Source organism: Novosphingobium sp. Sphag1I (genome assembly GCF_056279125.1).
The window spans coordinates 20,122-39,478 of the sequence record NZ_JBWBQS010000003.1 but is presented as its reverse complement, the minus strand read 5'-3'; the positions used below and the strand labels follow the sequence as shown (position 1 = coordinate 39,478).

The following is a 19,357-nucleotide window of genomic DNA, read 5'->3' as shown; positions in this document are numbered from 1 at the left end:
GAGAGGGCGTTACAACCCCCTCCCGATCAAGCAGGGTGCTTAATGATACCGGCGGAGCAAGCCGGCCAGCTTGCCTTGAACCTGCACTTCGCCGGGCTGATAATATTGCGGGTCATAGGCCGCATTGGCCGGGTCCAGGCGGACCAGACCGCGTTCGCGCCGCAGATATTTCAGCGTCGCTTCCTCGCCGCGTACAAGGGCGACGACAATCTCGCCTTCGCGCGCAATGTCGGTCTTGCGGATCAGTGCCAGATCGCCGTCCAAAATGCCCGCTTCGACCATGGAATCGCCCGAAACCTCAAGCGCGTAATGTTCGCCCGAACCCAGCAAGGCCGCCGGGACCGGCAGCATGGTCTGACCTTCCATTGCCTCGATCGGAACGCCGGCCGCGATGCGCCCATGCAGCGGGATTTCCACCACGTCATTGGCCGCGGCGGGCACGACAGGCTTGGGTGCCTCGACCACCTTCTTGGGCGGCGCAGCCTTGGCCGCGACCGGCGGGGTGACGTCTTCGGGCTGGCGCAACACTTCCAAAGCGCGGGCGCGGTTGGGCAGGCGGCGGATAAAACCGCGTTCCTCCAGAGCGGAGATCAGGCGATGCACCCCCGATTTCGACTTCAGATCGAGCGCTTCTTTCATTTCCTCAAAGCTGGGCGAAACGCCCGATTCCTCAAGGCTGGCTTGGATGAAGCGCAGCAATTCATGCTGTTTCCGGGTGAGCATTGTGACCTCCCAACGGGGGTGTTGCGTGAACAATTGCGGAACAATTACGCAACCATTGCCCTTACGTCAAGCGCTTCCGCCATTTCCGATCAAATGGATCTTCACCCTATCGCCGGCCGCCGCCGACGGTGCATTCGCCATATGTTCGATCAGGCAATTGCTGGCCGCCATCGCCGCCAGCGCAGAGGAATCGCGCATCGGTCGGGGCAGGACATTTTGGCCGTCCCACCATCCACGGATGAATTCGCGCCTGTCGGCCCCCGGACCCAGCGGTTCGCTCAATTGCGCCATCGCGGTCCTGGGCAAAGGATTGGCCGAACCCTGCATCGCGCGCAGCAGCGGCAGCAGGAACAAATGCGCGGTCACAAAGCTGGACACCGGATTGCCGGGCAGGCCGATCACGATCTGATGCCCGCGCGTCGCCACCAGCAGGGGTTTGCCGGGCCGGATCGCGACCTTCCAGAAATCGACCTGCGCGCCCCAATTCAGCAAGGCGGGCTGGATCAGGTCGTGATCGCCCACCGATGCGCCGCCGCTGGTGACAATCACATCAACATCGCCTGCACGCGCCAAGGCGGCGTCCAGCGCAGACAGATCATCGGCCACTGGTCCAAGGCGCAGGATGTCTCCGGCCACGCCTGATGCCATCGCCGCCAACATTGCGCCGTTGCTGGCGGGCAGGCGGTGGGGCGGGCAATCGAGGCCGGGCGCCACCAATTCATCCCCGCTGTCCAAAATGGCCAGACGCGGGCGGCGATGGACCGAAAGTTCTCCATGGCCCGCCGCGATGGCTAAGGCCATTTGCGCCGGCCCGATCCTTGTGCCTGCCGGCAAGACCTCGTCGCCATGGCTAAAGTCCAGCCCCTTGCGCCGGATATGCCGTCCTTCGGGTTGGGGCGGCGTTCCGGTCAGGGTCAGGCGGTCGCCGTCCCTTGCTGCGTCCTCCTGACACAGGACGATTCCGGCGCCATCGGGCACCATTGCGCCCGTGGAGATACGAATGGCCTGTCCGGGCTGAACGGTGCCGCCAAAGGGGTGCCCTGCCGCGCTTTCACCCACGACGGTCCACGGCCCGCCCAGATCGCCGGGGGCCAGAGCATAGCCATCCATGGCCGAAAGATCAGCCGCCGGTTGTGTCCGGCGGGCCAGCAGCGGCTGGGACAGGTAACGCCCTAGCGAGGCCTCAATTGGCACGGTTTTGGCGGCCGTCGGAGTGGCCAGAGCCAGAACTCGCGCCTGCGCCTCTTCAAGCGGCAAGGGCGCGCGCGTCATAGCTCTGCTTTCCAGTCGCCGGATTTGCCGCCCCGTTTTTCGATCAGGCGCACTTCTTCGATGACCATGCCTTTGTCGATCGCCTTGGCCATGTCGTAAATCGTCAGAAGGGCAAGCGAAGTGGCGGTCAAAGCCTCCATTTCAACCCCCGTCTTGCCGGTCAGGCTGGCCATGGCGGTGGCGCGGATCGCGCCTTCCTCGACGATGAAATCGACGGTCACGCTGTGCAGGGGCAAGGGATGGCAAAGCGGGATGAGATCGGCGGTTTTCTTGGCCGCCATGATCCCGGCGATGCGCGCAGCGGCCAGAACGTCGCCTTTGGGCACATTGCCATCGCGTATCGCGGCCAGCGCCGCCGCGTTCATGCGGATACGGCCAGAGGCAATCGCAATCCGCGCGGTCTCAGCCTTGGCGCCGACATCGACCATGCGGGCATGGCCTTGGGCATCGAGATGGGTCAATTCGCTCATGCTTCTCTCTTGCCAAAGCGGAGGCATCAGGCAACGAAGAAATGCGCAAACTGCGATAGAGTCATGCCAAGTTTTTGAGGGACCGAACAAATATGGCGGAAATTATTGCCCGGCATTTGATCTATGATGGATGGTATCGGTTTTTTCGGCTGGAATTGCGGATGCCTGACGGCATGATTTCCGAAAGGCATCTGATCGATAATGGACAGGCTGTCGCGGTTTTGCCTTATGACCGGGAACGCCGCGTGGTGATGTTGGTGACCCAGCCGCGCGCGGCGGTGCTGGATGCCGGGGTGGCGCCTCTGCTCGAAGCGATTGCGGGCGGGCTGGATGGGGCCGTGCCCGAAGCGCGCATTCACAAAGAAGCGATGGAGGAGGGCGGCGTTCGCCTATCCACGCTGGAACCGGTTTCCAATATCTGGCCCATCCCGCCGCTGTCGACGGAACGGGTCATGCTGTATCTGGCGCAATATACCGCCGCCGATCGCGTGGGCGATGGCGGGGGAGCAGAAGACGAGGATGAGCATATCAACGTCGTTGAGATTGGCCTCGACGCGTTGCGTGACATGGTGATGGACGGCACGCTGGAAGATGCCAAAACGCTGATCCTGGCACAGGCGCTGATGCTGCGTTATCCAGAGCTTTGGAGTTAAAGCCCGAGCAAGGCCTTCGTCGCCGCCGTCACGTCCTCTTGCCGCATCAGGCTTTCCCCCACAAGGAAGGTGCGCGCCCCGCAAGGGGCAAGGCGCAGCAGATCGGCATGGGTGTTGATCCCGCTTTCCGCCACCAGCAAGGTCCCCTCCGGCGCGAGAGCGGCGAGGCGCTCGGTCGTCGAAATGTCGGTTTTGAAGGTCTTGAGATTGCGGTTGTTGACCCCGATCAGGCGCGATTGGAGGTTGGCGGCGCGGGCCATTTCTTCCTCGTCATGCACCTCGACCAGAACCGACATCGACCGTTCGATGGCGGCGGCCTCGATTTCAAGCATTTGCGCGTCGGACAGGGCGGCGACGATGATCAGGATGGCGTCCGCACCGATGGCGCGGGCCTCGGCCACCTGCCACGGATCGACCATGAAATCCTTGCGCAGCACCGGCAGATCACAGGCCGCGCGCGCGGCAATCAGGTAATCCTCATGCCCCTGAAAATAGGGCGCGTCGGTCAGGATCGACAGACAGGCCGCCCCGCCCGCCTGATAGGCGCGAGCGTGAGCGGGCGGATCAAAATCGGCGCGGATCAAACCCTTGGAAGGGCTGGCCTTCTTGATTTCGGCAATCAGGGCGAAACCATCGGCGGCCTTTGCGCGCAGGGCAGCTTCAAACCCGCGCGTCGGTGTCTGCTCGCTCGCACGGGCATCCAGATCCGCGATGCTGGCCAAAGGCTTGCGCGCGGCGACTTCTTCACGCTTGGTGTCGCAGATTTCGGTCAATTTGTCGGTCATGAGCAAGCCTTGATCCAGCAATCGAGCAGGCCCTTGGCCAGCCCCTTGTCAATGGCCTCTGCGGCCTCTTCGGCGCCTTCGCGCCAGTCGTTCACTTCGCCCGCCACCATCAGCGCCCCGGCGGCATTCATCAGCACCGCATCGCGATAGGCGCCATGTTCGCCCATTAGCAAGCGGTCGAGCGCGGCGGCATTATAGGCCGGATCGCCCCCCTTGATCGCATCGACGGGATATTCCGGCAGGCCAGCATCGGCAGGCGTCACACGGCGCATGGCCACGGCGTCATGGCGCACATCGGCCACTTCATTGCCGCCCGCAAGGCTCAGTTCGTCGAGGCCCTCGTCGCCCGAAATGACAAAACTGCGCGCCGTGCCAAGGCGGCGGATCGCTTCGGCATAGATCGGGACATAGGCGGGGCGGGCGATGCCCACCAATTGGCGCTGAACATTGGCCGGATTGGCCAGCGGGCCCATCAGGTTAAAGATCGTGCGCGAGCCCAGTTTCCGCCGGATCGGCGCGATATGCTTGAGCGCGGGATGATGCGCCTGGGCAAAGAGAAAGGCGATGCCGATCTCGTTCAACGTCGTTTCCGCCCGCGCGCCGGCATTGGCCAGATTGAGGCCCAGCGCCTCAAGCGTATCGGCAGCGCCCGCCTTGGAGGATGCCGCGCGATTGCCATGCTTGGCCACCGGCACGCCGCAGGCCGCCACGACCAGCGACACCGCCGTCGAGACATTGAGCGTGTGATGCCCATCGCCCCCGGTGCCGCACACATCAATGGCCCCTTCGGGCGCATGGACCGCGATCATCCGTGACCGCATGGCGCGGGCCGCACCAGCTATTTCGCTCGCCGTTTCTCCGCGTGCCGACAGGGCAACGAGAAACGCCGCGATGTCCTCATCGCTGACTTTCTGATCCAGAATGGCGCCGAACAGGCTTTCCGATTCCGCCTCGCCAAAGGGTTGTGAGGTAACCTCCGGCAGGCCCGTCATGCAGGCCCCACCGCATCGGGAATACGGGCATCAATCCCGCAAACCTTCAGGAAATTGGCCAGCATCGCATGACCATGCTGGGTGGCGATGCTTTCGGGGTGGAATTGCACGCCATGGATCGGCAAGGACACATGGCGGAAACCCATGACATGCCCATCGTCGCTGCGCGCATTGACATGCAGGCAGGCCGGAATATCCGTCACGATCAGCGAGTGATAGCGCGTGGCGATAAAGGGCGAGGGGATGCCCTCGAACAGGCCGGTGTTGTCATGGGTGACGGGCGAAGTCTTGCCATGCATCAAACCGCCGCGCTGCACCGTGCCGCCGAAATATTGGCCGATGCTCTGATGGCCAAGGCATACGCCCAGCAAGGGCTTGCCCGCATCTGCCGCCGCGCCGACCAGATCGAGGCTGATCCCCGCTTCATTCGGCGTGCAGGGGCCGGGCGAGAGCAGGAAACCCGTTGCGCCGCTGTCGATGGCCTGCGCCGCGGTCATGGCGTCATTGCGCACCACCTCAACCTCTGCGCCCAGTTCCATGATGTAATGGACCAGATTCCAGGTGAAGCTGTCGTAATTGTCGATGACGAGAATCTTGCCTCTCATTGTCCAAACCCCGCTTCCTGCGCCACGCGCACCGCCTCACGGGCGGCGGCGAAAAGGGCGCCGGATTTATGTTCGCATTCGCGCTGTTCATAGACCGGATTGCTGTCGGCCACGATGCCCGCGCCCGCCTGTACGTGCAAGACGCCATCCTTGACGATGCCGGTGCGCAGCACGATGCAGCTGTCCAGATTGCCGTCCGGCCCGAAATAGCCCACGCCGCCCGCATAAGCGCCGCGGGTTTCCGGCTCCAGCCCCGCGATGATCTGGCCCGCGCGCACCTTGGGCGCGCCTGACACGGTGCCCGCCGGGAAACCGGCAAAGACCGCGTCAATCGCATCGGCGCGGTTCGTGTCCAATTCGCCCACCACGTTCGAGACGATATGCATCACATGGCTGTAACGCTCGATCGTATAGCTTTCGGTGACCTTGACCGTGCCCTTGGCGGCCACGCGGCCCACATCGTTGCGGCCAAGATCGAGCAGCATCAGATGTTCGGCTCGCTCCTTCTGGTCTTCCAGCAGGCTGATCTCATTGGCTTTGTCTTCAGCCGCAGTCTTGCCGCGCGGACGGGTGCCCGCGATGGGGCGGATCGTCACCTCACCGTCACGCACGCGCACCAGAATTTCCGGGCTGGACCCCACCACGGCAAAACCGGGCAGGTCGAGGAAATAGAGGAAGGGCGAGGGGTTCACCCGGCGCAAGGATCGATAGAGCGACAAAGGCGGCAGGGTAAACGGCGCGGTGAAACGCTGAGCCAGCACGACCTGAAAGATGTCGCCCGCCTCGATGAACTGCTTGGCGGCCTCGACCATGTTGCCATAATCGCCCGGCGCCATCACCGGGGTCGGCATCGGCATGGGCATGTCCGGCCCGGCGCGCACCGGTTCGGGCGCGGGCGCGGCCAGGGCGCGCAGCGCATCGTCGATCCGATCCTGCGCCACTTCCAACGCGGCTTCTGGCGCGCGGTCCGAGGGCCATACCGGGGCCACGGCAAACAATTCATCGCCCAGCCGGTCGAACACAAGGATCACCGTCGGGCGCACAAACAGCATGTCCGGCAATTCCAGCGCGCTTTGCGGCGCACGGGGCAGCTTTTCGACAAGGCCGAACGTCTCATAGCCGAAATAGCCCACGATGCAGGCCAGCGCAGGCGGCAGCGCGGCCGGTACATCCATCCGGCAGCTTTCCACCAGCGCGCGCAATTCATTGAGAGCATCACCCGCCAACGGCTCGAAAGCCTCGCGGTCGGTGGCCCATACACGGTTGATTTCAGCCGCATGGCCGGTGGCGCGGAACACCAGATCGGGGGCCAGACCCAGCAGGCTGTAACGCCCGCGAACCTCGCCGCCCTCGACCGATTCGAGCAGGAAATCGCCCCGCTCGCCCGCGAACAGCTTTACCGCCGCGCCCACGGGTGTTTCGGTGTCCGCAATGACGCGACGCCACACCAGCGCCGGATTCCCGCCAGACAGCAGGGAAAGGGCGGCGTCCCAGTTTTCTGGGCGATGGGTGTTGTCGGTCATGGGTCTTTCGCTTTTGTTATTGAACTTCAGTTGCCGCCGGCCAGTGTGGCGGCGACGGTCTTGATGGTGCTTTCGTTGCGCTCCACCTTGACTTCGGTGCGGATTGCGCGGCGCAGGCTTTCGCCTTGTTCGCGCGCGGCCAGATTGTTCAGCTCGCCCTTGACCTGTCCGATCAGCGGATCATTGGCGGCCACGGTACCCGGCGTGATGGTTTTAAGCTGGACCGCGATAAAGCCGCGATTGCCCGCAATCGGGATCAGCTTGGTCGTGCCCGGCGCCATGCCAAAGAACAGGGCGACGGCAGGCGGGATCTGACCACCGCGCGACATGATTTCCTCGCGGCCCATGTTGAGCGGCTGAACCGGGGGCAGGGCAACGCCCAGCTTGGCGACTTCGGCGCCCAACTCGCCACCCTTCTTGCCCGCGGCCAGCAGCTTCATGGCGGCGGCGCGGGCGGCAACGGCGCCCTTTTCAAGCTGGATGTCAGCCATCACCTGCGCGCCGATCTGGGCCAGCGGGGCAGGGGCGGCAGGGACGATCTTGGTCACGTCAAAGATCACAAAGCTCTTGCCCGCGACCAGTTCGGAAATCTGCGGCTGACCTTCATGCTCCATGCTAAAAGCAGCGGGCAGAATCGAGGCGAGGTCCGCCGGAAGGCCCGCGCCCGCAGGTGCCTTGGCCGTCAGCAATGGCGTTTCCGCCATGGTCACGCCCAATTCCTTGGCCGTGTCGGACAGCGCGCCGCCCTTGCCGAAATCATCATTGATCTTCTCGGTCAGCGCGGCCAGCGTTTCCTTGCGCTTTTCCTCGGTCAGGGTCGCGGCGATTTCGCCCTTCACCTGTTCCAGCGTCCGGGCGGGCTTGGCGTCAATCGCGTCGACACGCACCAGCGCCCAGCCAACCTGCCCCTTGACCGGGCCGACCGTGGCGCCTGCCTTGGCGGCATAAGCGGCTTCGGCAACAGCAGGGCCGCTCTTGATGGCCAGAGCATCCTTGCTGACCAGACCGAGCGAGGCAACGCTCAACCCCTTGGCCTTGGCGGCGGCTTCAAGGCTTTCGCCCTTGGCGGTGGCGGCGGCGATCTCCTTGGCCATGGCTTCGCCAATGACGATCACCTGCGACACCTTGCGCGTTTCGGTGGCGGCATATTGCGCGGCGTTCAATTTATAGCGGGTCGCGATTTCGGCATCGGTGGGGGCCGGAGCCTTCTGGACCGCCGATTCGTCGAAACGGGCGTAACGGATCATGCGCTGTTCGGGCACGGTATAGGCGGCCTTGTGGTTGTTGTACCACGCGGTCACTTCGGCCTGTGTCGGCAGACCCTTGGGCGCAAAGGCATTCGAGGGCAGCATGGCGACAAAGCCGGTGCGATGTTCTTTCAACAAGGCGGCATATTGCATGATCGCGCTTTGCGGCAGGGTCGCGCCGAATTGGGCCGGGGCCAACAGCTGACGCGACACCAGATCGCGCGCAAAGCTGTCGCGCACATCGGCGTCATTCATCTGGCGCTGGGCCAGAACCGAAAGATAGGCGTTCTGGTCAAACTTGCCGCCTGCGCCCTGAAACGCGGGGATCTTGGCCAGTTCGGAATCGATCAGGCGCTTGCCCGCGATCACGCCGATCTTGCGGCCAAAGGCCATCTGCGCCTCGCCATCGATCATCTGGTCCAGAACGACGTCCAATCCGCCTTCGGCCAGAAAGGTCTTCATCGTCATGCCGGGCTGCTGTTGGCGCGTGATTTCCACGGCCTGCTGCATCTGCTTGGTCAATTGCGCGGTGCCGATGGCCGTGCCGCCCACCTTGGCCACACGATCGCCGCCGGTGATGCTGCCCGAGCTGATCATGTTCGACACATCGCCCGCGGCAAAAGCCAGAGCCAGCATCACAATCAGCCCCAGAGCAGCGAACACGCCCACCGAGGAGTGGAAGAACTTGCGGAACATTTGCAGCATCAAATCAACCCGTCATCGCGGTGGCGCCCAAAAGGCGCGCGCCGTCAAAACTATCAGTCGGCGGCTTTAGGCGGCTTGGCCGCATCCCGCAAGCAGCGCATTGGGCCAAATTTTCGCAGGTCAGGCAGCGCTGTCTGTGGTGCGGCAATGTCGCGCCTGTGCGTTTTTGGTGGTTAACGTGCCCATGCCTTTTGACAAAAGCGGCTTCCTTGGCCTAGTCGCGCATACGCATGCTGGGGAAGCGTGGCCGGCGAACCTTTTGGGGTTTGCATGGGGTCACGCGCTTAGGAAGGACAAAGGGATCATGGCTTTGCGGCCCTATATCGTCGGCAACTGGAAGATGAACGGCCTGCGCGCCACTTTGGCCGAGGCCCGCGCGATTGATCGCGCTGCGGCCCGCTATCCGGCGGTGGATGTCGGCATCGCGCCGCCTTTTACGCTGGTCCACACGATGGCCGAAGAAGCCCAGGCAATGGCCGTGGGTGGTCAGGATGTCCACGCGAAGGCCAGCGGCGCCTATACCGGCGACATTTCGGCCGTGATGCTGGAGGATGCCGGTGCGCGCTTCACCATCGTCGGGCATAGCGAGCGGCGCAGCCTGCATGGCGAAAGCAATGCCGATGTTCAGGCCAAGGCCGTTGCCGCCCGCGCGGCGGGCCTTTCGGTGATCCTTTGCGTCGGGGAAACCGGAGCAGAGCGTGATGCCGGTCAGGCAGAATCGGTGGTGTCCGCCCAGCTTCACGGCTCGATGCCCGCAGGTGATGCCGAAGGGCTGGCCGTGGCCTATGAGCCGGTCTGGGCCATCGGCACGGGGCGCGTACCCTCGGTTGAGGATGTGGCCGCGATGCATCAGGCGATCCGCCGTGACCTGATCGCGATCTATGGCGAAGCGGGCAAGGGCGTTCGCATTCTCTATGGCGGTTCGGTCAATGCGGGCAATGCCTCGGAATTGCTGGCCGTTGCCGAGGTCGGCGGCGCTCTGGTCGGCGGGGCCAGTCTGACGGCAGAGAGCTTTTCGGCCATCATCTATGCCGCCGCCATGCTGGTCGAAGGCTAAATTTCGTCTATTCAGTTTTGGGGCAGGGGGGAAGCACCCCCTTGCAACTCATCGCTCTCGCGCCTAGATGCGCGCCATTCCATTCATGCGGTGACATGCCGATTGCGGTTGTCACCATGTCGAGAGTCGCGCTTCATGTTCATCTTCCTTATTGTGCTTCAGGCCATTGTCGCGGCCATGCTGGTCGTGGTGATCCTGATCCAGAAGTCGGAAGGCGGCGGGCTTGGCGTTGGCGGCAGCCCGTCGGGCTTTATGTCGGCGCGCGGTGCGGCCGATTTCATGACCCGCGCGACGGGCGTTCTGGCCGCGATTTTTGTTGGCCTCTCGATCGTTCTGGCGGCCATGGCCGTGGCCAGCGCGTCGAACCAGAAGGTCGACACCTCGCTCGATCGCACCGTTTCTGCGCCCGTCGCGGCCCCGGCGGCCCCTGCGGTGCCGGCTCCGGTCGATCCGTTGGCCGGCGCGGCCAAGAAGTAATTTTGTGGTATTGTGTCAGCTACCCTGCCGCATTCGCGGTGGGGTGGTTGGCGTTTGGGTATGACCGCCTGCTGCCGTTTTAACGCGGTATTGAACAGGACTGTGGATTGCCTATCGCTGGCGTGCATTGCGCGCTTGGATTGATGGTTCGAAAAAGGTAAGGCGCAAATCCCATGGCGCGGTATATTTTCATCACCGGCGGCGTGGTCTCCTCGCTGGGCAAGGGTTTGATGGCGGCTTCTTTGGCCGCCTTGTTGCAGGCGCGTGGCTTTAAGGTCCGCATCCGCAAGTTCGACCCCTATCTCAACGTCGACCCCGGCACCATGAGCCCGTATCAGCACGGTGAGGTCTTTGTGACTGACGACGGCGCTGAAACGGACCTCGATCTTGGGCATTATGAACGCTTTACGGGCGTTTCGGCGCGCAAGAGCGACAATATCACCTCTGGCCGGATCTATCAGACGATCATCGCCAAGGAGCGCCGCGGCGACTATTTGGGCGCCACGGTTCAGGTGATCCCGCATGTGACCGACGCGATCAAGGAATTCGCCCAGGCGGATACCGATGATCTCGATTTCGTGCTTTGCGAAATCGGCGGCACGGTGGGCGACATCGAAGGCCTGCCCTTCATCGAGGCGATTCGCCAGTTGCGCAACGAACTGGGCCGTGAGCAGACCTGCTTTGCCCACGTGACGCTGGTGCCCTACATTGCGGCGGCCGGTGAGCTGAAGACCAAGCCGACTCAGCACTCGGTGCGCGAACTGACGTCCTATGGCATTCAGCCCGACGTGCTGCTGTGCCGTTGCGAACAGGAATTGCCTGAGAACGAGCGCAGCAAGATCGCGCTCTTCTGTAACGTGCGCAAGGAGGCGGTGATCCCGGCCCTTGATGCGCCGAACATCTATGCCGTGCCGTTGCAATATCACGCCGAAGGGCTGGATAATGCGGTGCTGCATCACTTCGGCCTGACCGCGCCCGAGCCGGTCCTCGACCGCTGGCAGGCGCTGACCAAGACTTATGCCAACCCCGAGGGTGAAGTCACCATCGGCGTGGTGGGCAAATATGTCGTGTTGCAGGACGCCTATAAGTCGCTGAACGAAGCGCTGGTGCATGGCGGCATTGCGAACAAGGTCAAGGTCAATATCAAATGGATCGACGCCGAAATCTTTGAAAAGGATGAGGAAGAGATCGTCTCGACGCTCGAACCTCTGCACGGCATTCTGGTGCCCGGCGGTTTTGGCGAACGCGGCACCGAAGGCAAGATTTCGGCGGTGCGCTTTGCCCGTGAACGCAAGGTGCCCTTCTTCGGCATCTGCCTTGGCATGCAGATGGCCTGTATCGAAGGCGCGCGCAACACGGCGGGAATCGCCGATGCTTCCTCGACCGAATTTGGCGAAACGACCGACCCCGTTGTCGGCATTATCACCGAATGGATGAGCGAAGAGGGCCTTCAGACCCGTACCAGCGAAACCGATCTTGGCGGCACGATGCGCCTCGGCGCCTATGAAGCCAAGCTGGCCGGCAACAGCCATGTCGCGGCGATTTATGGCAGCGAGACGATCAGCGAACGTCACCGCCACCGCTACGAAGTCAACAGCCACTATCGCGAAGCTCTGGAACAGGGCGGTTTGGTGTTCTCGGGCATGTCGCCCGATGGCCTGCTGCCCGAAATCGTCGAGCGTCCCGATCATCCATGGTTCGTCGGCGTGCAGTTTCACCCCGAACTCAAGAGCCGTCCGTTCGAGCCGCATCCGCTGTTTGCCGGTTTCATCGGGGCTGCGCTGCGTCAGGCGCGGTTGGTTTAAGGGGCAAGGTGCCTCCGGCGGGCAAAGGGAATCGGTCCCTTTGCAATCCCATTATTGGGGCTTGATCTGAGATCTTGTGTTGAAATGATTAAAGCCTGCGGCGCATTTCGTTGGCGCCGCAGGCTTTAATTTTGCAAACGGCGCGTCCGACACACAATGCCGATCCCATGGCTCAACGAAGACAGTAATGAGAGCGCGAGGGACGAGTCCCTCGCATCTATCCTTCTACTCCGCCCTCGTCCAAATCCACGACCCGGACAAAACCATCACCCCCACCGGGATCAACACCCACGGCCAACCAGCGGTAAACGCCGTAATCCCCACCGACACCGCCATGGCCAACAGCGCGGCCTTCTTGGCCCGACGCGGGATCGCGCGCCGTTCACGCCATTGGCGCAGGGGCGGGCCATAGGTCGGATGATCGAGCAGGCGCTGTTCCCACGCGGGGTTCGAGCGGGCAAAGCAGAACAGCGCCAGCAACAGGAAAGGCACCGTGGGTAACAGGGGCAGGAAAGCCCCGACAATACCGAGGCCAACAAAGAACAGGCCGCCCGCTTGATAAAGGTGGCGGCGCATCCCCGATCAGCCCGCCGCGAGCCGCGATGCGTGATCCTTGATCAGCGCGATCATGTTGGGCACGCCTTGGGTCCGGTTGCTGGAAAGCTGGTTTTTCAGATCAAACGGCGCCAGAGCCTCGGCAATATCCATCGCGGCGACTTCATCGGCGGGCTTGCCCTGAACCGCCGACAACACCAGCGCGATGATGCCCTTGGTGATCGCCGCGTTCGAATCGGCCAGGAATTGCAGCCGGTCGCCCTGTTCCACCGGATAGACCCAGACGCTGGCCGAGCATCCGCGCACCAGCGTGGCGTCGGTCTTCAGCGCGTCGGGCATCGGGTCCAGTTCGCGGCCCAGTTCGATCAACAGGCGGTAACGTTCGTCGGCTTCGAGGAATTCATATTCCTCGGCAATATCGGAGAGGCTGCGCATGAATGCTGCGATAGCGCCCATGGGCCTTACAAATCAACCCCGGCGGCAATCGCTTCCAGCTTGCGCAGGCGTTCTTTCAGGTCGGCCATCTCGATCCGCTGGGTGGGCGAGGGCTGGGCCGGTTCCTCGGCCTTGGCCGCCAGATCAAGTTCGCGGTGTTTCAGGCCAAGCCATCCCGACCAGCCGCGCAACAGGGCGATGCTGATCATGGCAATGGCGGTCAGGGCGGAGGCCAGTTCGGGCAGGGTCAGGCTGTCCATGGTAAAGCTCCGGATTACTGGTGGCGCAGGGCTTCGATTTCGGCCGAAAGCTTGTCTGCGCTGCGGGTTTCAAGCGTGGATGAGGTGGCGATGCGTTCCAGCACGCGGATGCGTTCGCGCAATTGTTCGACCTCGTAATCACTTTCGGGCGCGCGGGGCGTGTCGGCAAACTGGATCGCGGCCATCTTGCGGCGATGGCGCAGGGTGATGGCGGTGATGGCGATGCCGGTCCACATCAACGGGGCGAGGTTGTGAAGAAAATCATGCAACATCGGTTCAAACCCTTCTATCGGCCCCGCTTATCGACGGAGCGATTCGATTTCATCGGCCAGATCGCGCGCCTTGCGGTCCTCGGTGGCGATGCGTTCCAAGACCTTGATGCGTTCGCGCAATTCTTCGACTTCGCTGCTCAGCCGCTGATTGCGGATGTCGGCTTCGGCATTGTCGGCATGTTCGATGATGGTCTGCTTGCCCTTGTCATCGATGGTCACGCGGCGCGCCCGGCCCGACCGGCTGTAAAGCCCGGCCTGAAACACTTTGGCGACCGACGTGATGATGACGATCAGAACAATGGCTTCCCAGAAATTCATGACACTGGCTCCGGCGAGAGATCAGTTGAGGGGATCGCGGCGGTAATCTTCGACGGCGCGGGTGTCGCGCAGGGCCTCGATCTGGGCGGCGACGTCATAGCCCTTGTCGGTGACGATGCGTTCCAGCACGCGGACCCGTTCTTCCAACTCGCGCGTTTTGGCGGCATATTGCGCGGCGCGTTCGGCGGTGTCATCGGCGGTGGCGCGGATCTGCATTTCGGCGATGCGCGTCTTGTGCTTGGTCCAGATCGCGACAATCGGGATCGAGAGCGCGACGATCGGGATCAGCGCGCCAATGGTGCCAGCAGACATGGAAATTCCCCCTGATGCTGCGGCTTAGCGCAGCTTTTCAATCTCTTCGGACAGGCGCGGATTAGAGGAGACGTAATAGTCCTCCACCGCGGCCAACCGGCGGTCCAGATCGCGGAACTTGGCGCGGACCTCGCGGGTGGTGCGGCCCGGCGATTGGCGCACCCCCTGCCAGAAGCGCTGTTCTTCGCGGTCGGTGTACAATTCGCGCGGCTTGTTCGGGGCCAGGAAACCGATACCGAAATAGACCAGCCAAGCGGTGCCCCCGCTCATGGAGAGCAGGATCAGCGTGGCGATCCGCACCCAAAGCACGTCAATTCCGGTGTAATCGGCAATCCCGGCGCAAACGCCCATGAACTTGCCATTGGCCTTGTCACGGTAAAAACGGGTGTGGATCGGGTTCATCGGATGCTCCTGTCGGAAGAGCGGGCGCGCATACGTTCAATTTCGCGCAGCGGCTGGTTGTCGATTTCGCGGTTGGGCCCAGAAAAACTGGATTGGGGTACGGCGGGGTGAAATTCGGGATGTTCCGATGCGACAAGGCGCTCGACCGTATCCATCCGTTCATCCAGCCGCCGGGCCAATTGATAGAGTTCCTCCAGCAAGGCTTCGTCATCGGTGGTCAGCGTTGCGGCGGTTTTCCATTTGGTGACGTAATGCAGGATCACCCAAGGCAGGCCGATGAACAGCGCGACCACGCAGGCAAGGCCCACGACATCTCCACTTTCCATGGCCTCAGCCCTCCTTGCGCAAAGCGCGCTTCATGGCTTCGAGTTCCTCGTCCACCTTGTCGCCAGAGGCGAGGGCGGCGATTTCGTCGGCCAGGCTGGGCTTGGCATTGTCAGCAAGGCCAAGGGCATCGGCGCGGCCTTCGGCATAATCGACGCGGCGCTCCAGCGCATCGAAACGCGCCATGGCTTCATCGACGCGCTCGCTGGCCAGCAAGGTGCGCAGCTTGACCCGGTTTTCCGCGCTTTCCAGACGGGCGGCAATCGCGGTCTGGCGGCTGCGGGCCTCGCGCAGGCGGGTTTGCAGCTTTTCAATGTCGGCTTCAAAGGCGCGCAGACTGTCGTCCAGCACCGCGACTTCCGACATCAACTGATCGGCCATGTCCGAGGCCTTGCGCTTTTCCACCAGCGCGGCGCGGGCCAGATCCTCGCGGTCCTTGGACAGGGCAAGCTGCGCCTTTTCGCCCCAATCGGCCTGAAGGCGGTCGAGCTTGGCGATATGGCGGCGCATTTCCTTCTGGTCGGCGATGGTGCGGGCGGCGGACGCGCGCACTTCGACCAGCGTTTCCTCCATTTCAAGGATGATCATGCGGATCATCTTGGAAGGATCCTCGGCCTTTTCCAGAAGATCGGAGAAATTGGCGGCGATAATGTCGCGGGTGCGGCTGAAAATGCCCATGCGGCTTGCTCCCGATGATGGATTGGATTGCAGTTTCTCGATTTCCCGTTCTAGCTTGCTGAAGCCTTTCGAGAAATCCTGAAGTGAAAAAAACCGGGCCGGAGGGGGAAGTGCCGCATCGCGCAGGGGCGTTGCGCGATCATCACCCGAAAAGCGGGTGAACTGGCCCTCCGGCCCGCCCTTCGCCAGACCCGTTTGGGGGTTGCGCATCGGTTGTGTCGGCGATGCGCCGATCATGCCGGGGGTGTCGGCATGAAAGTGTGGGTCGAGAGGCGAAAGTTCGGTCATGCCAAGGTTATTGCATGGGGCGTGCCAATTTGCGGAAAGCCCGATTTTTCCGGCATTATGTGATGGCGCGGATTGACGGATTTTGTGATTTTTGCCAACCTTCGGGAAATTTCACCAAGGATAGGCAAAGTCATGGCCCTGTCTCCTCAACACGCCCAGCGCGACACGCAATTCATTGGCCAATCGGGCGCTTTCCTTGATGCGGTGGAGCGCGCCAGTCGCGCCGCGCCCCTGCGTCGCCCGGTTTTGGTGATTGGTGAACGGGGTACGGGCAAGGAACTGATCGCGGAACGTCTCCACCGGCTGTCGATGCGTTGGGATGAGCCTTTGGTGACGCTCAATTGCGCGGCCATGCCCGAAACGCTGATCGAGGCGGAATTGTTCGGGCATGAGGCGGGGGCCTTTACCGGCGCGACGCGGGCGCGCGCAGGGCGGTTTGAGGAGGCGGATCGCGGTACTCTGTTCCTCGACGAATTGGGGACGCTGAGCATGGGGGCGCAGGAGCGCCTGCTGCGCGCGGTCGAATATGGCGAGGTGACGCGGATCGGGGCCTCGCGCCCGGTGCGGGTGGATGTGCGCATTGTCGCGGCCACCAACGAAGACCTGCCCCGCATGGCGCGTGAAGGGCGGTTTCGCGCTGATTTGCTCGACCGATTGAGTTTTGAGGTCATCACCCTGCCGCCATTGCGCGCGCGGGAAGGGGACATCCTGGTGCTGGCCGAATATTTCGGGCGGCGTATGGCCAGCGAGATGGGTTGGGACCGCTGGCCGGGATTCACCGCGGCGGCGGCGGCGGCGCTGGAGAAGTATCAGTGGCCCGGCAATGTCCGCGAATTGCGCAATGTGATCGAGCGCGCCGTCTATCGCAGCGATACGCCCGATGCGCCAATTGCCGATATCACCTTCGACCCCTTTGATTCGCCTTGGAAGCCGACGCAATCCCTGCGCGCTGCCGACAATGACGCGCCGCCCGCCGCGGTGATGGCTGGCGATCTGGCCGGGGTGTGTGACTTGCGCGGGGCGGTCGATGCCCATGAAAAGGCAATTGTCGAGGCCGCTCTTGCCCGCCACCGTTACAACCAGCGCCAGACCGCCAAGGCTCTGGGCGTGACCTATGACCAATTGCGGCACACCATGCGAAAGCATCACCTGCTTTGACTTGCGGGCTTTGACTTGCAGATGTCACCTTTGCGGGCTTAGGCTGTGGTTTCATTAAGAAAGGCGGGCGCATGGGCAAGGTGATCGCGGTTTACAGCATGAAGGGCGGGGTGGGGAAATCCTCGCTGGCGGTCAATCTGGCGCATGGCTTTGCGGTTTCCGGCAAGAGGACGCTGATCTGGGATATTGATGCGCAGGGGGCGGTGGCGTTCCTGTTGGGGCAGGCAGGTGCGGCGTCCAAGGCCAAGAAGATATTCGCCCGCGACGCTGATCCCGCCGATGCGATTGTACCGACGAATTGGCCCGAACTCGACCTGATCGCTGCGGACCTGTCGCTGCGCCATCTCGAAAGCGATCTGGCCGATGACAAGCCCAAGCGTTTGAAGAAGCTGCTGGAGAGCCTTTCGCCCGATTATGACCGGATCGTGGTGGATTGCCCGCCGGGTCTGGGCGGGATTTCGGACCAGATTTTCCGCGCCGCCGATCTGCTGGTGGTGCCTTTGTTGCCCGCGCCCTTGGCGATGCGCACGTTGGAGCAGGTGAAGGATCATCTGGCCGCCGAGCGCGGCGGCAAGGCGCCCGGCGTGTTGCCGGTTCTGTCCATGGTGGACCGGCGCAAGGCGATGCACCGCGAGATTGTCGAGGCCCATCCCGACTGGCCCGTGATTCCGCACGCCAGCGTGATCGAGCAGATGGGGCTGAAGCAGGCGCCTCTGGCCGAATTTGCGGGGCGCAGCGCGGCGATGCTGGCGGTGGACAATGTTCTGGCGCGGGCGGAACTGATGCTGGGCAGCGGGGTGTGGCTGACGCAGGCGACGGATGAGGGGTGGGTGCGGGGGTGAAATACGGGGAGCAGATTAGTGATGCCCCCGCAATGCTCTACGCGGCGATTTTGGGGCCATTGACCACGGCTACTTTGGTGATCGGGTGGTTCACGATTGCCGGTTGGGAGCATCTGCCGTTCGATCCGCAATTTACATTGGGATATTATATCGGCGCGGCTCTCAGTTTTGTAGTCGGCGTGGTTTGGTTTATCTTGATCGCAGGCCTTGTGGCTATGATCGGTTTGGTGATGTTTGGTCGCCCTGTAGCCAGTCGGGCCGGAGAGCGGCTTGTGACGCGTTGGTGGGCGCTGTTTGCCTTGATCTATGGCGCGATTGCAGGAGGTGTGCTCGCAGTCGTAGGCTTTAGGCTTTTGGGCTTCGATGGCGAGGCGCTCGCTTTAGGTGCGGTTTTCGGCGCTCCCTTCGGCGCTCCAACCGGCTTCTGGTTCTGGTTCTTCTACCGCCGCGTCCTCCTTGCCCGCGCCGCTCTTGAAAACGAACCCTAACCCACCCCCTTGCATTCCCCGCCAAACAGGCGTAATGGGCCGATCAATCCCGACATTGTGAAGCAAAGCGGGGCTGGCGCCGGAAGGGGCCGGCGCGAAACTGCTTTGCTACCTTGTCCTCATTACAGGAACTTACATGGCCAATATCGCGCGCATTACCGAGATTGTCGAACCCGAGGTGAAAGCCCTTGGCCTGGATCTTGTGCGCGTGATTCTGTTTGGCAAATCCGATGTGGGCGATGAAGAGCATACGCTCCAGATTATGGCCGAGCGCCCCGAAACCGGGCAATTGGTGATCGGCGATTGCGTCGCGCTCTCGCACCGCATTTCGGACAAGATTGACGCTCTGGAAGAAGCGGGCGAAACGCTGATCGAGGAGGCCTATCGCCTTGAGGTCAGCTCGCCCGGCATTGACCGCCCGCTGACCCGTCTCAAGGATTTCACCGCGTGGATCGGCCATGAGGCCAAAGTCAATCTGACCGTTCCCGTCGATGGCAATCGCAAAAGCGTGGTGGGTAATCTGATCGCTCTTGAAGGCGAGGTGATCACGCTGGAGGATAAAAAGTCCGGCCGCGTGTCCTTCCCCTTTGCCGATATTCATTCCGCCAAGCTGGTGCTGACTGATCGCCTGCTGGCTGCCTCTAAACCCATCGAACTTGACGAAGAATTCGACGAGATCGACGAAGAAACCGAAACGCAGGAAGACTGATT

At 62.6% G+C, this 19,357-nt stretch carries 26 protein-coding genes; 8 read left to right on the top strand and 18 right to left on the bottom strand.

The genetic code is table 11. The features are described from left to right. Positions 1 to 39: 39 nt before the first annotated feature. The 3 genes from lexA to moaC all read right to left on the bottom strand — a co-directional run bounded on the left by lexA (position 40) and on the right by moaC (position 2,465). Entirely contained in the window at positions 40 to 723 is a 684-nt protein-coding gene (gene lexA / locus ACZ9HU_RS03850; RefSeq protein WP_476102512.1) for a transcriptional repressor LexA, read from the bottom strand. 66 nt (positions 724 to 789) lie between these two features. Beyond that, positions 790 to 1,995 (bottom strand): molybdopterin molybdotransferase MoeA, encoded by a 1,206-nt coding sequence (locus tag ACZ9HU_RS03845; protein WP_476102510.1) that lies wholly within the window; start codon positions 1,993 to 1,995, stop codon positions 790 to 792. Then, complete coding sequence (moaC, locus tag ACZ9HU_RS03840) at positions 1,992 to 2,465, bottom strand: cyclic pyranopterin monophosphate synthase MoaC (RefSeq protein WP_476102507.1); 474 nt, start codon at positions 2,463 to 2,465, stop codon at positions 1,992 to 1,994. Before moaC ends, ACZ9HU_RS03845 begins: the two co-directional genes overlap by 4 nt. 92 nt (positions 2,466 to 2,557) lie before the next feature. Here moaC and ACZ9HU_RS03835 point away from each other — a divergent pair, with 92 nt between their 5' ends. Beyond that, positions 2,558 to 3,118: an ADP-ribose pyrophosphatase gene (locus ACZ9HU_RS03835; protein WP_476102505.1), complete on the top strand. Its 561-nt coding sequence runs from the start codon at positions 2,558 to 2,560 to the stop codon at positions 3,116 to 3,118. Here ACZ9HU_RS03835 and trpC read toward each other — a convergent pair. The 5 genes from trpC to ACZ9HU_RS03810 are packed head-to-tail and all read right to left on the bottom strand — an operon-like array spanning position 3,115 to position 8,975. Further along, positions 3,115 to 3,903, bottom strand: coding sequence for an indole-3-glycerol phosphate synthase TrpC (gene trpC, locus ACZ9HU_RS03830; protein WP_476102503.1), 789 nt, complete (start codon positions 3,901 to 3,903; stop codon positions 3,115 to 3,117). The genes ACZ9HU_RS03835 and trpC overlap by 4 nt on opposite strands. Continuing rightward, a complete protein-coding gene (trpD, locus tag ACZ9HU_RS03825; protein ID WP_476102501.1) occupies positions 3,900 to 4,895 on the bottom strand; it encodes an anthranilate phosphoribosyltransferase in 996 nt (331 codons plus the stop codon). Before trpD ends, trpC begins: the two co-directional genes overlap by 4 nt. Beyond that, positions 4,892 to 5,500, bottom strand: a complete 609-nt coding sequence (locus ACZ9HU_RS03820) for an anthranilate synthase component II (RefSeq protein ID WP_476102499.1) — start codon at positions 5,498 to 5,500, stop codon at positions 4,892 to 4,894. Before ACZ9HU_RS03820 ends, trpD begins: the two co-directional genes overlap by 4 nt. Beyond that, positions 5,497 to 7,023 carry an anthranilate synthase component I family protein gene (locus tag ACZ9HU_RS03815; RefSeq protein WP_476102497.1) on the bottom strand — a complete coding sequence of 509 codons (1,527 nt, stop codon included), beginning with the start codon at positions 7,021 to 7,023 and terminating at the stop codon, positions 5,497 to 5,499. Before ACZ9HU_RS03815 ends, ACZ9HU_RS03820 begins: the two co-directional genes overlap by 4 nt. Positions 7,024 to 7,049: 26 nt before the next feature. Beyond that, entirely contained in the window at positions 7,050 to 8,975 is a 1,926-nt protein-coding gene (locus ACZ9HU_RS03810) for a peptidyl-prolyl cis-trans isomerase (RefSeq protein WP_476102495.1), read from the bottom strand. 304 nt (positions 8,976 to 9,279) lie between these two features. Between ACZ9HU_RS03810 and tpiA the strand changes: the two genes are divergently transcribed. The 3 genes from tpiA (at position 9,280) to ACZ9HU_RS03795 (ending at position 12,314) form a co-directional block, all read left to right on the top strand. Beyond that, positions 9,280 to 10,032 carry a triose-phosphate isomerase gene (tpiA, locus tag ACZ9HU_RS03805; protein WP_476102493.1) on the top strand — a complete coding sequence of 251 codons (753 nt, stop codon included), beginning with the start codon at positions 9,280 to 9,282 and terminating at the stop codon, positions 10,030 to 10,032. 135 nt (positions 10,033 to 10,167) lie between these two features. Next, positions 10,168 to 10,509, top strand: coding sequence for a preprotein translocase subunit SecG (secG, locus tag ACZ9HU_RS03800; protein WP_476102491.1), 342 nt, complete (start codon positions 10,168 to 10,170; stop codon positions 10,507 to 10,509). A 173-nt stretch (positions 10,510 to 10,682) separates the two neighbouring features. Then, positions 10,683 to 12,314 (top strand): CTP synthase, encoded by a 1,632-nt coding sequence (locus tag ACZ9HU_RS03795; RefSeq protein WP_476102489.1) that lies wholly within the window; start codon positions 10,683 to 10,685, stop codon positions 12,312 to 12,314. A 225-nt stretch (positions 12,315 to 12,539) separates the two neighbouring features. Here the strand turns inward: ACZ9HU_RS03795 and ACZ9HU_RS03790 are convergent, their stop codons facing one another. The 10 genes from ACZ9HU_RS03790 to ACZ9HU_RS03745 all read right to left on the bottom strand — a co-directional run bounded on the left by ACZ9HU_RS03790 (position 12,540) and on the right by ACZ9HU_RS03745 (position 16,292). After that, on the bottom strand, positions 12,540 to 12,890 hold the full coding sequence (locus ACZ9HU_RS03790; RefSeq protein ID WP_476102487.1) for a YbaN family protein: 351 nt from the start codon (positions 12,888 to 12,890) through the stop codon (positions 12,540 to 12,542). 6 nt (positions 12,891 to 12,896) lie between these two features. Then, entirely contained in the window at positions 12,897 to 13,304 is a 408-nt protein-coding gene (locus tag ACZ9HU_RS03785; protein WP_172339248.1) for a SufE family protein, read from the bottom strand. Between the two features lie 26 nt (positions 13,305 to 13,330). Beyond that, the gene (locus ACZ9HU_RS03780; protein ID WP_476102485.1) at positions 13,331 to 13,564 is read right to left on the bottom strand and encodes a hypothetical protein; all 234 of its coding nucleotides are present in this window, start codon (positions 13,562 to 13,564) and stop codon (positions 13,331 to 13,333) included. Between the two features lie 14 nt (positions 13,565 to 13,578). Beyond that, positions 13,579 to 13,836 carry a hypothetical protein gene (locus ACZ9HU_RS03775; RefSeq protein WP_476102483.1) on the bottom strand — a complete coding sequence of 86 codons (258 nt, stop codon included), beginning with the start codon at positions 13,834 to 13,836 and terminating at the stop codon, positions 13,579 to 13,581. A 27-nt stretch (positions 13,837 to 13,863) separates the two neighbouring features. Then, a complete protein-coding gene (locus tag ACZ9HU_RS03770) occupies positions 13,864 to 14,154 on the bottom strand; it encodes a hypothetical protein (RefSeq protein ID WP_476102480.1) in 291 nt (96 codons plus the stop codon). 21 nt (positions 14,155 to 14,175) lie between these two features. Further along, entirely contained in the window at positions 14,176 to 14,466 is a 291-nt protein-coding gene (locus ACZ9HU_RS03765) for a hypothetical protein (RefSeq protein WP_476102478.1), read from the bottom strand. 24 nt (positions 14,467 to 14,490) lie between these two features. Beyond that, positions 14,491 to 14,868: an envelope stress response membrane protein PspC gene (pspC, locus tag ACZ9HU_RS03760; RefSeq protein ID WP_476102476.1), complete on the bottom strand. Its 378-nt coding sequence runs from the start codon at positions 14,866 to 14,868 to the stop codon at positions 14,491 to 14,493. Beyond that, complete coding sequence (gene pspB, locus ACZ9HU_RS03755; protein WP_476102474.1) at positions 14,865 to 15,194, bottom strand: envelope stress response membrane protein PspB; 330 nt, start codon at positions 15,192 to 15,194, stop codon at positions 14,865 to 14,867. Before pspB ends, pspC begins: the two co-directional genes overlap by 4 nt. 4 nt (positions 15,195 to 15,198) lie before the next feature. After that, positions 15,199 to 15,912, bottom strand: a complete 714-nt coding sequence (pspA, locus tag ACZ9HU_RS03750; RefSeq protein WP_476103061.1) for a phage shock protein PspA — start codon at positions 15,910 to 15,912, stop codon at positions 15,199 to 15,201. Positions 15,913 to 16,154: 242 nt separating this feature from the next. Continuing rightward, a complete protein-coding gene (locus ACZ9HU_RS03745; RefSeq protein WP_476102472.1) occupies positions 16,155 to 16,292 on the bottom strand; it encodes a hypothetical protein in 138 nt (45 codons plus the stop codon). Between ACZ9HU_RS03745 and pspF the strand changes: the two genes are divergently transcribed. The 4 genes from pspF to rimP all read left to right on the top strand — a co-directional run bounded on the left by pspF (position 16,291) and on the right by rimP (position 19,355). Continuing rightward, the gene (pspF, locus tag ACZ9HU_RS03740) at positions 16,291 to 17,316 is read left to right on the top strand and encodes a phage shock protein operon transcriptional activator (RefSeq protein WP_476102470.1); all 1,026 of its coding nucleotides are present in this window, start codon (positions 16,291 to 16,293) and stop codon (positions 17,314 to 17,316) included. The two genes, ACZ9HU_RS03745 and pspF, sit on opposite strands and share 2 nt — an antisense overlap. Before the next feature lie 71 nt (positions 17,317 to 17,387). Then, a complete protein-coding gene (locus tag ACZ9HU_RS03735; RefSeq protein ID WP_476102467.1) occupies positions 17,388 to 18,158 on the top strand; it encodes a ParA family protein in 771 nt (256 codons plus the stop codon). Then, the gene (locus ACZ9HU_RS03730; RefSeq protein WP_476102464.1) at positions 18,155 to 18,646 is read left to right on the top strand and encodes a hypothetical protein; all 492 of its coding nucleotides are present in this window, start codon (positions 18,155 to 18,157) and stop codon (positions 18,644 to 18,646) included. The genes ACZ9HU_RS03735 and ACZ9HU_RS03730 overlap by 4 nt, the downstream gene beginning before the upstream one ends. A 136-nt stretch (positions 18,647 to 18,782) precedes the next feature. Next, the gene (gene rimP / locus ACZ9HU_RS03725; RefSeq protein ID WP_476102462.1) at positions 18,783 to 19,355 is read left to right on the top strand and encodes a ribosome maturation protein RimP; all 573 of its coding nucleotides are present in this window, start codon (positions 18,783 to 18,785) and stop codon (positions 19,353 to 19,355) included. Positions 19,356 to 19,357 lie beyond the last annotated feature (2 nt).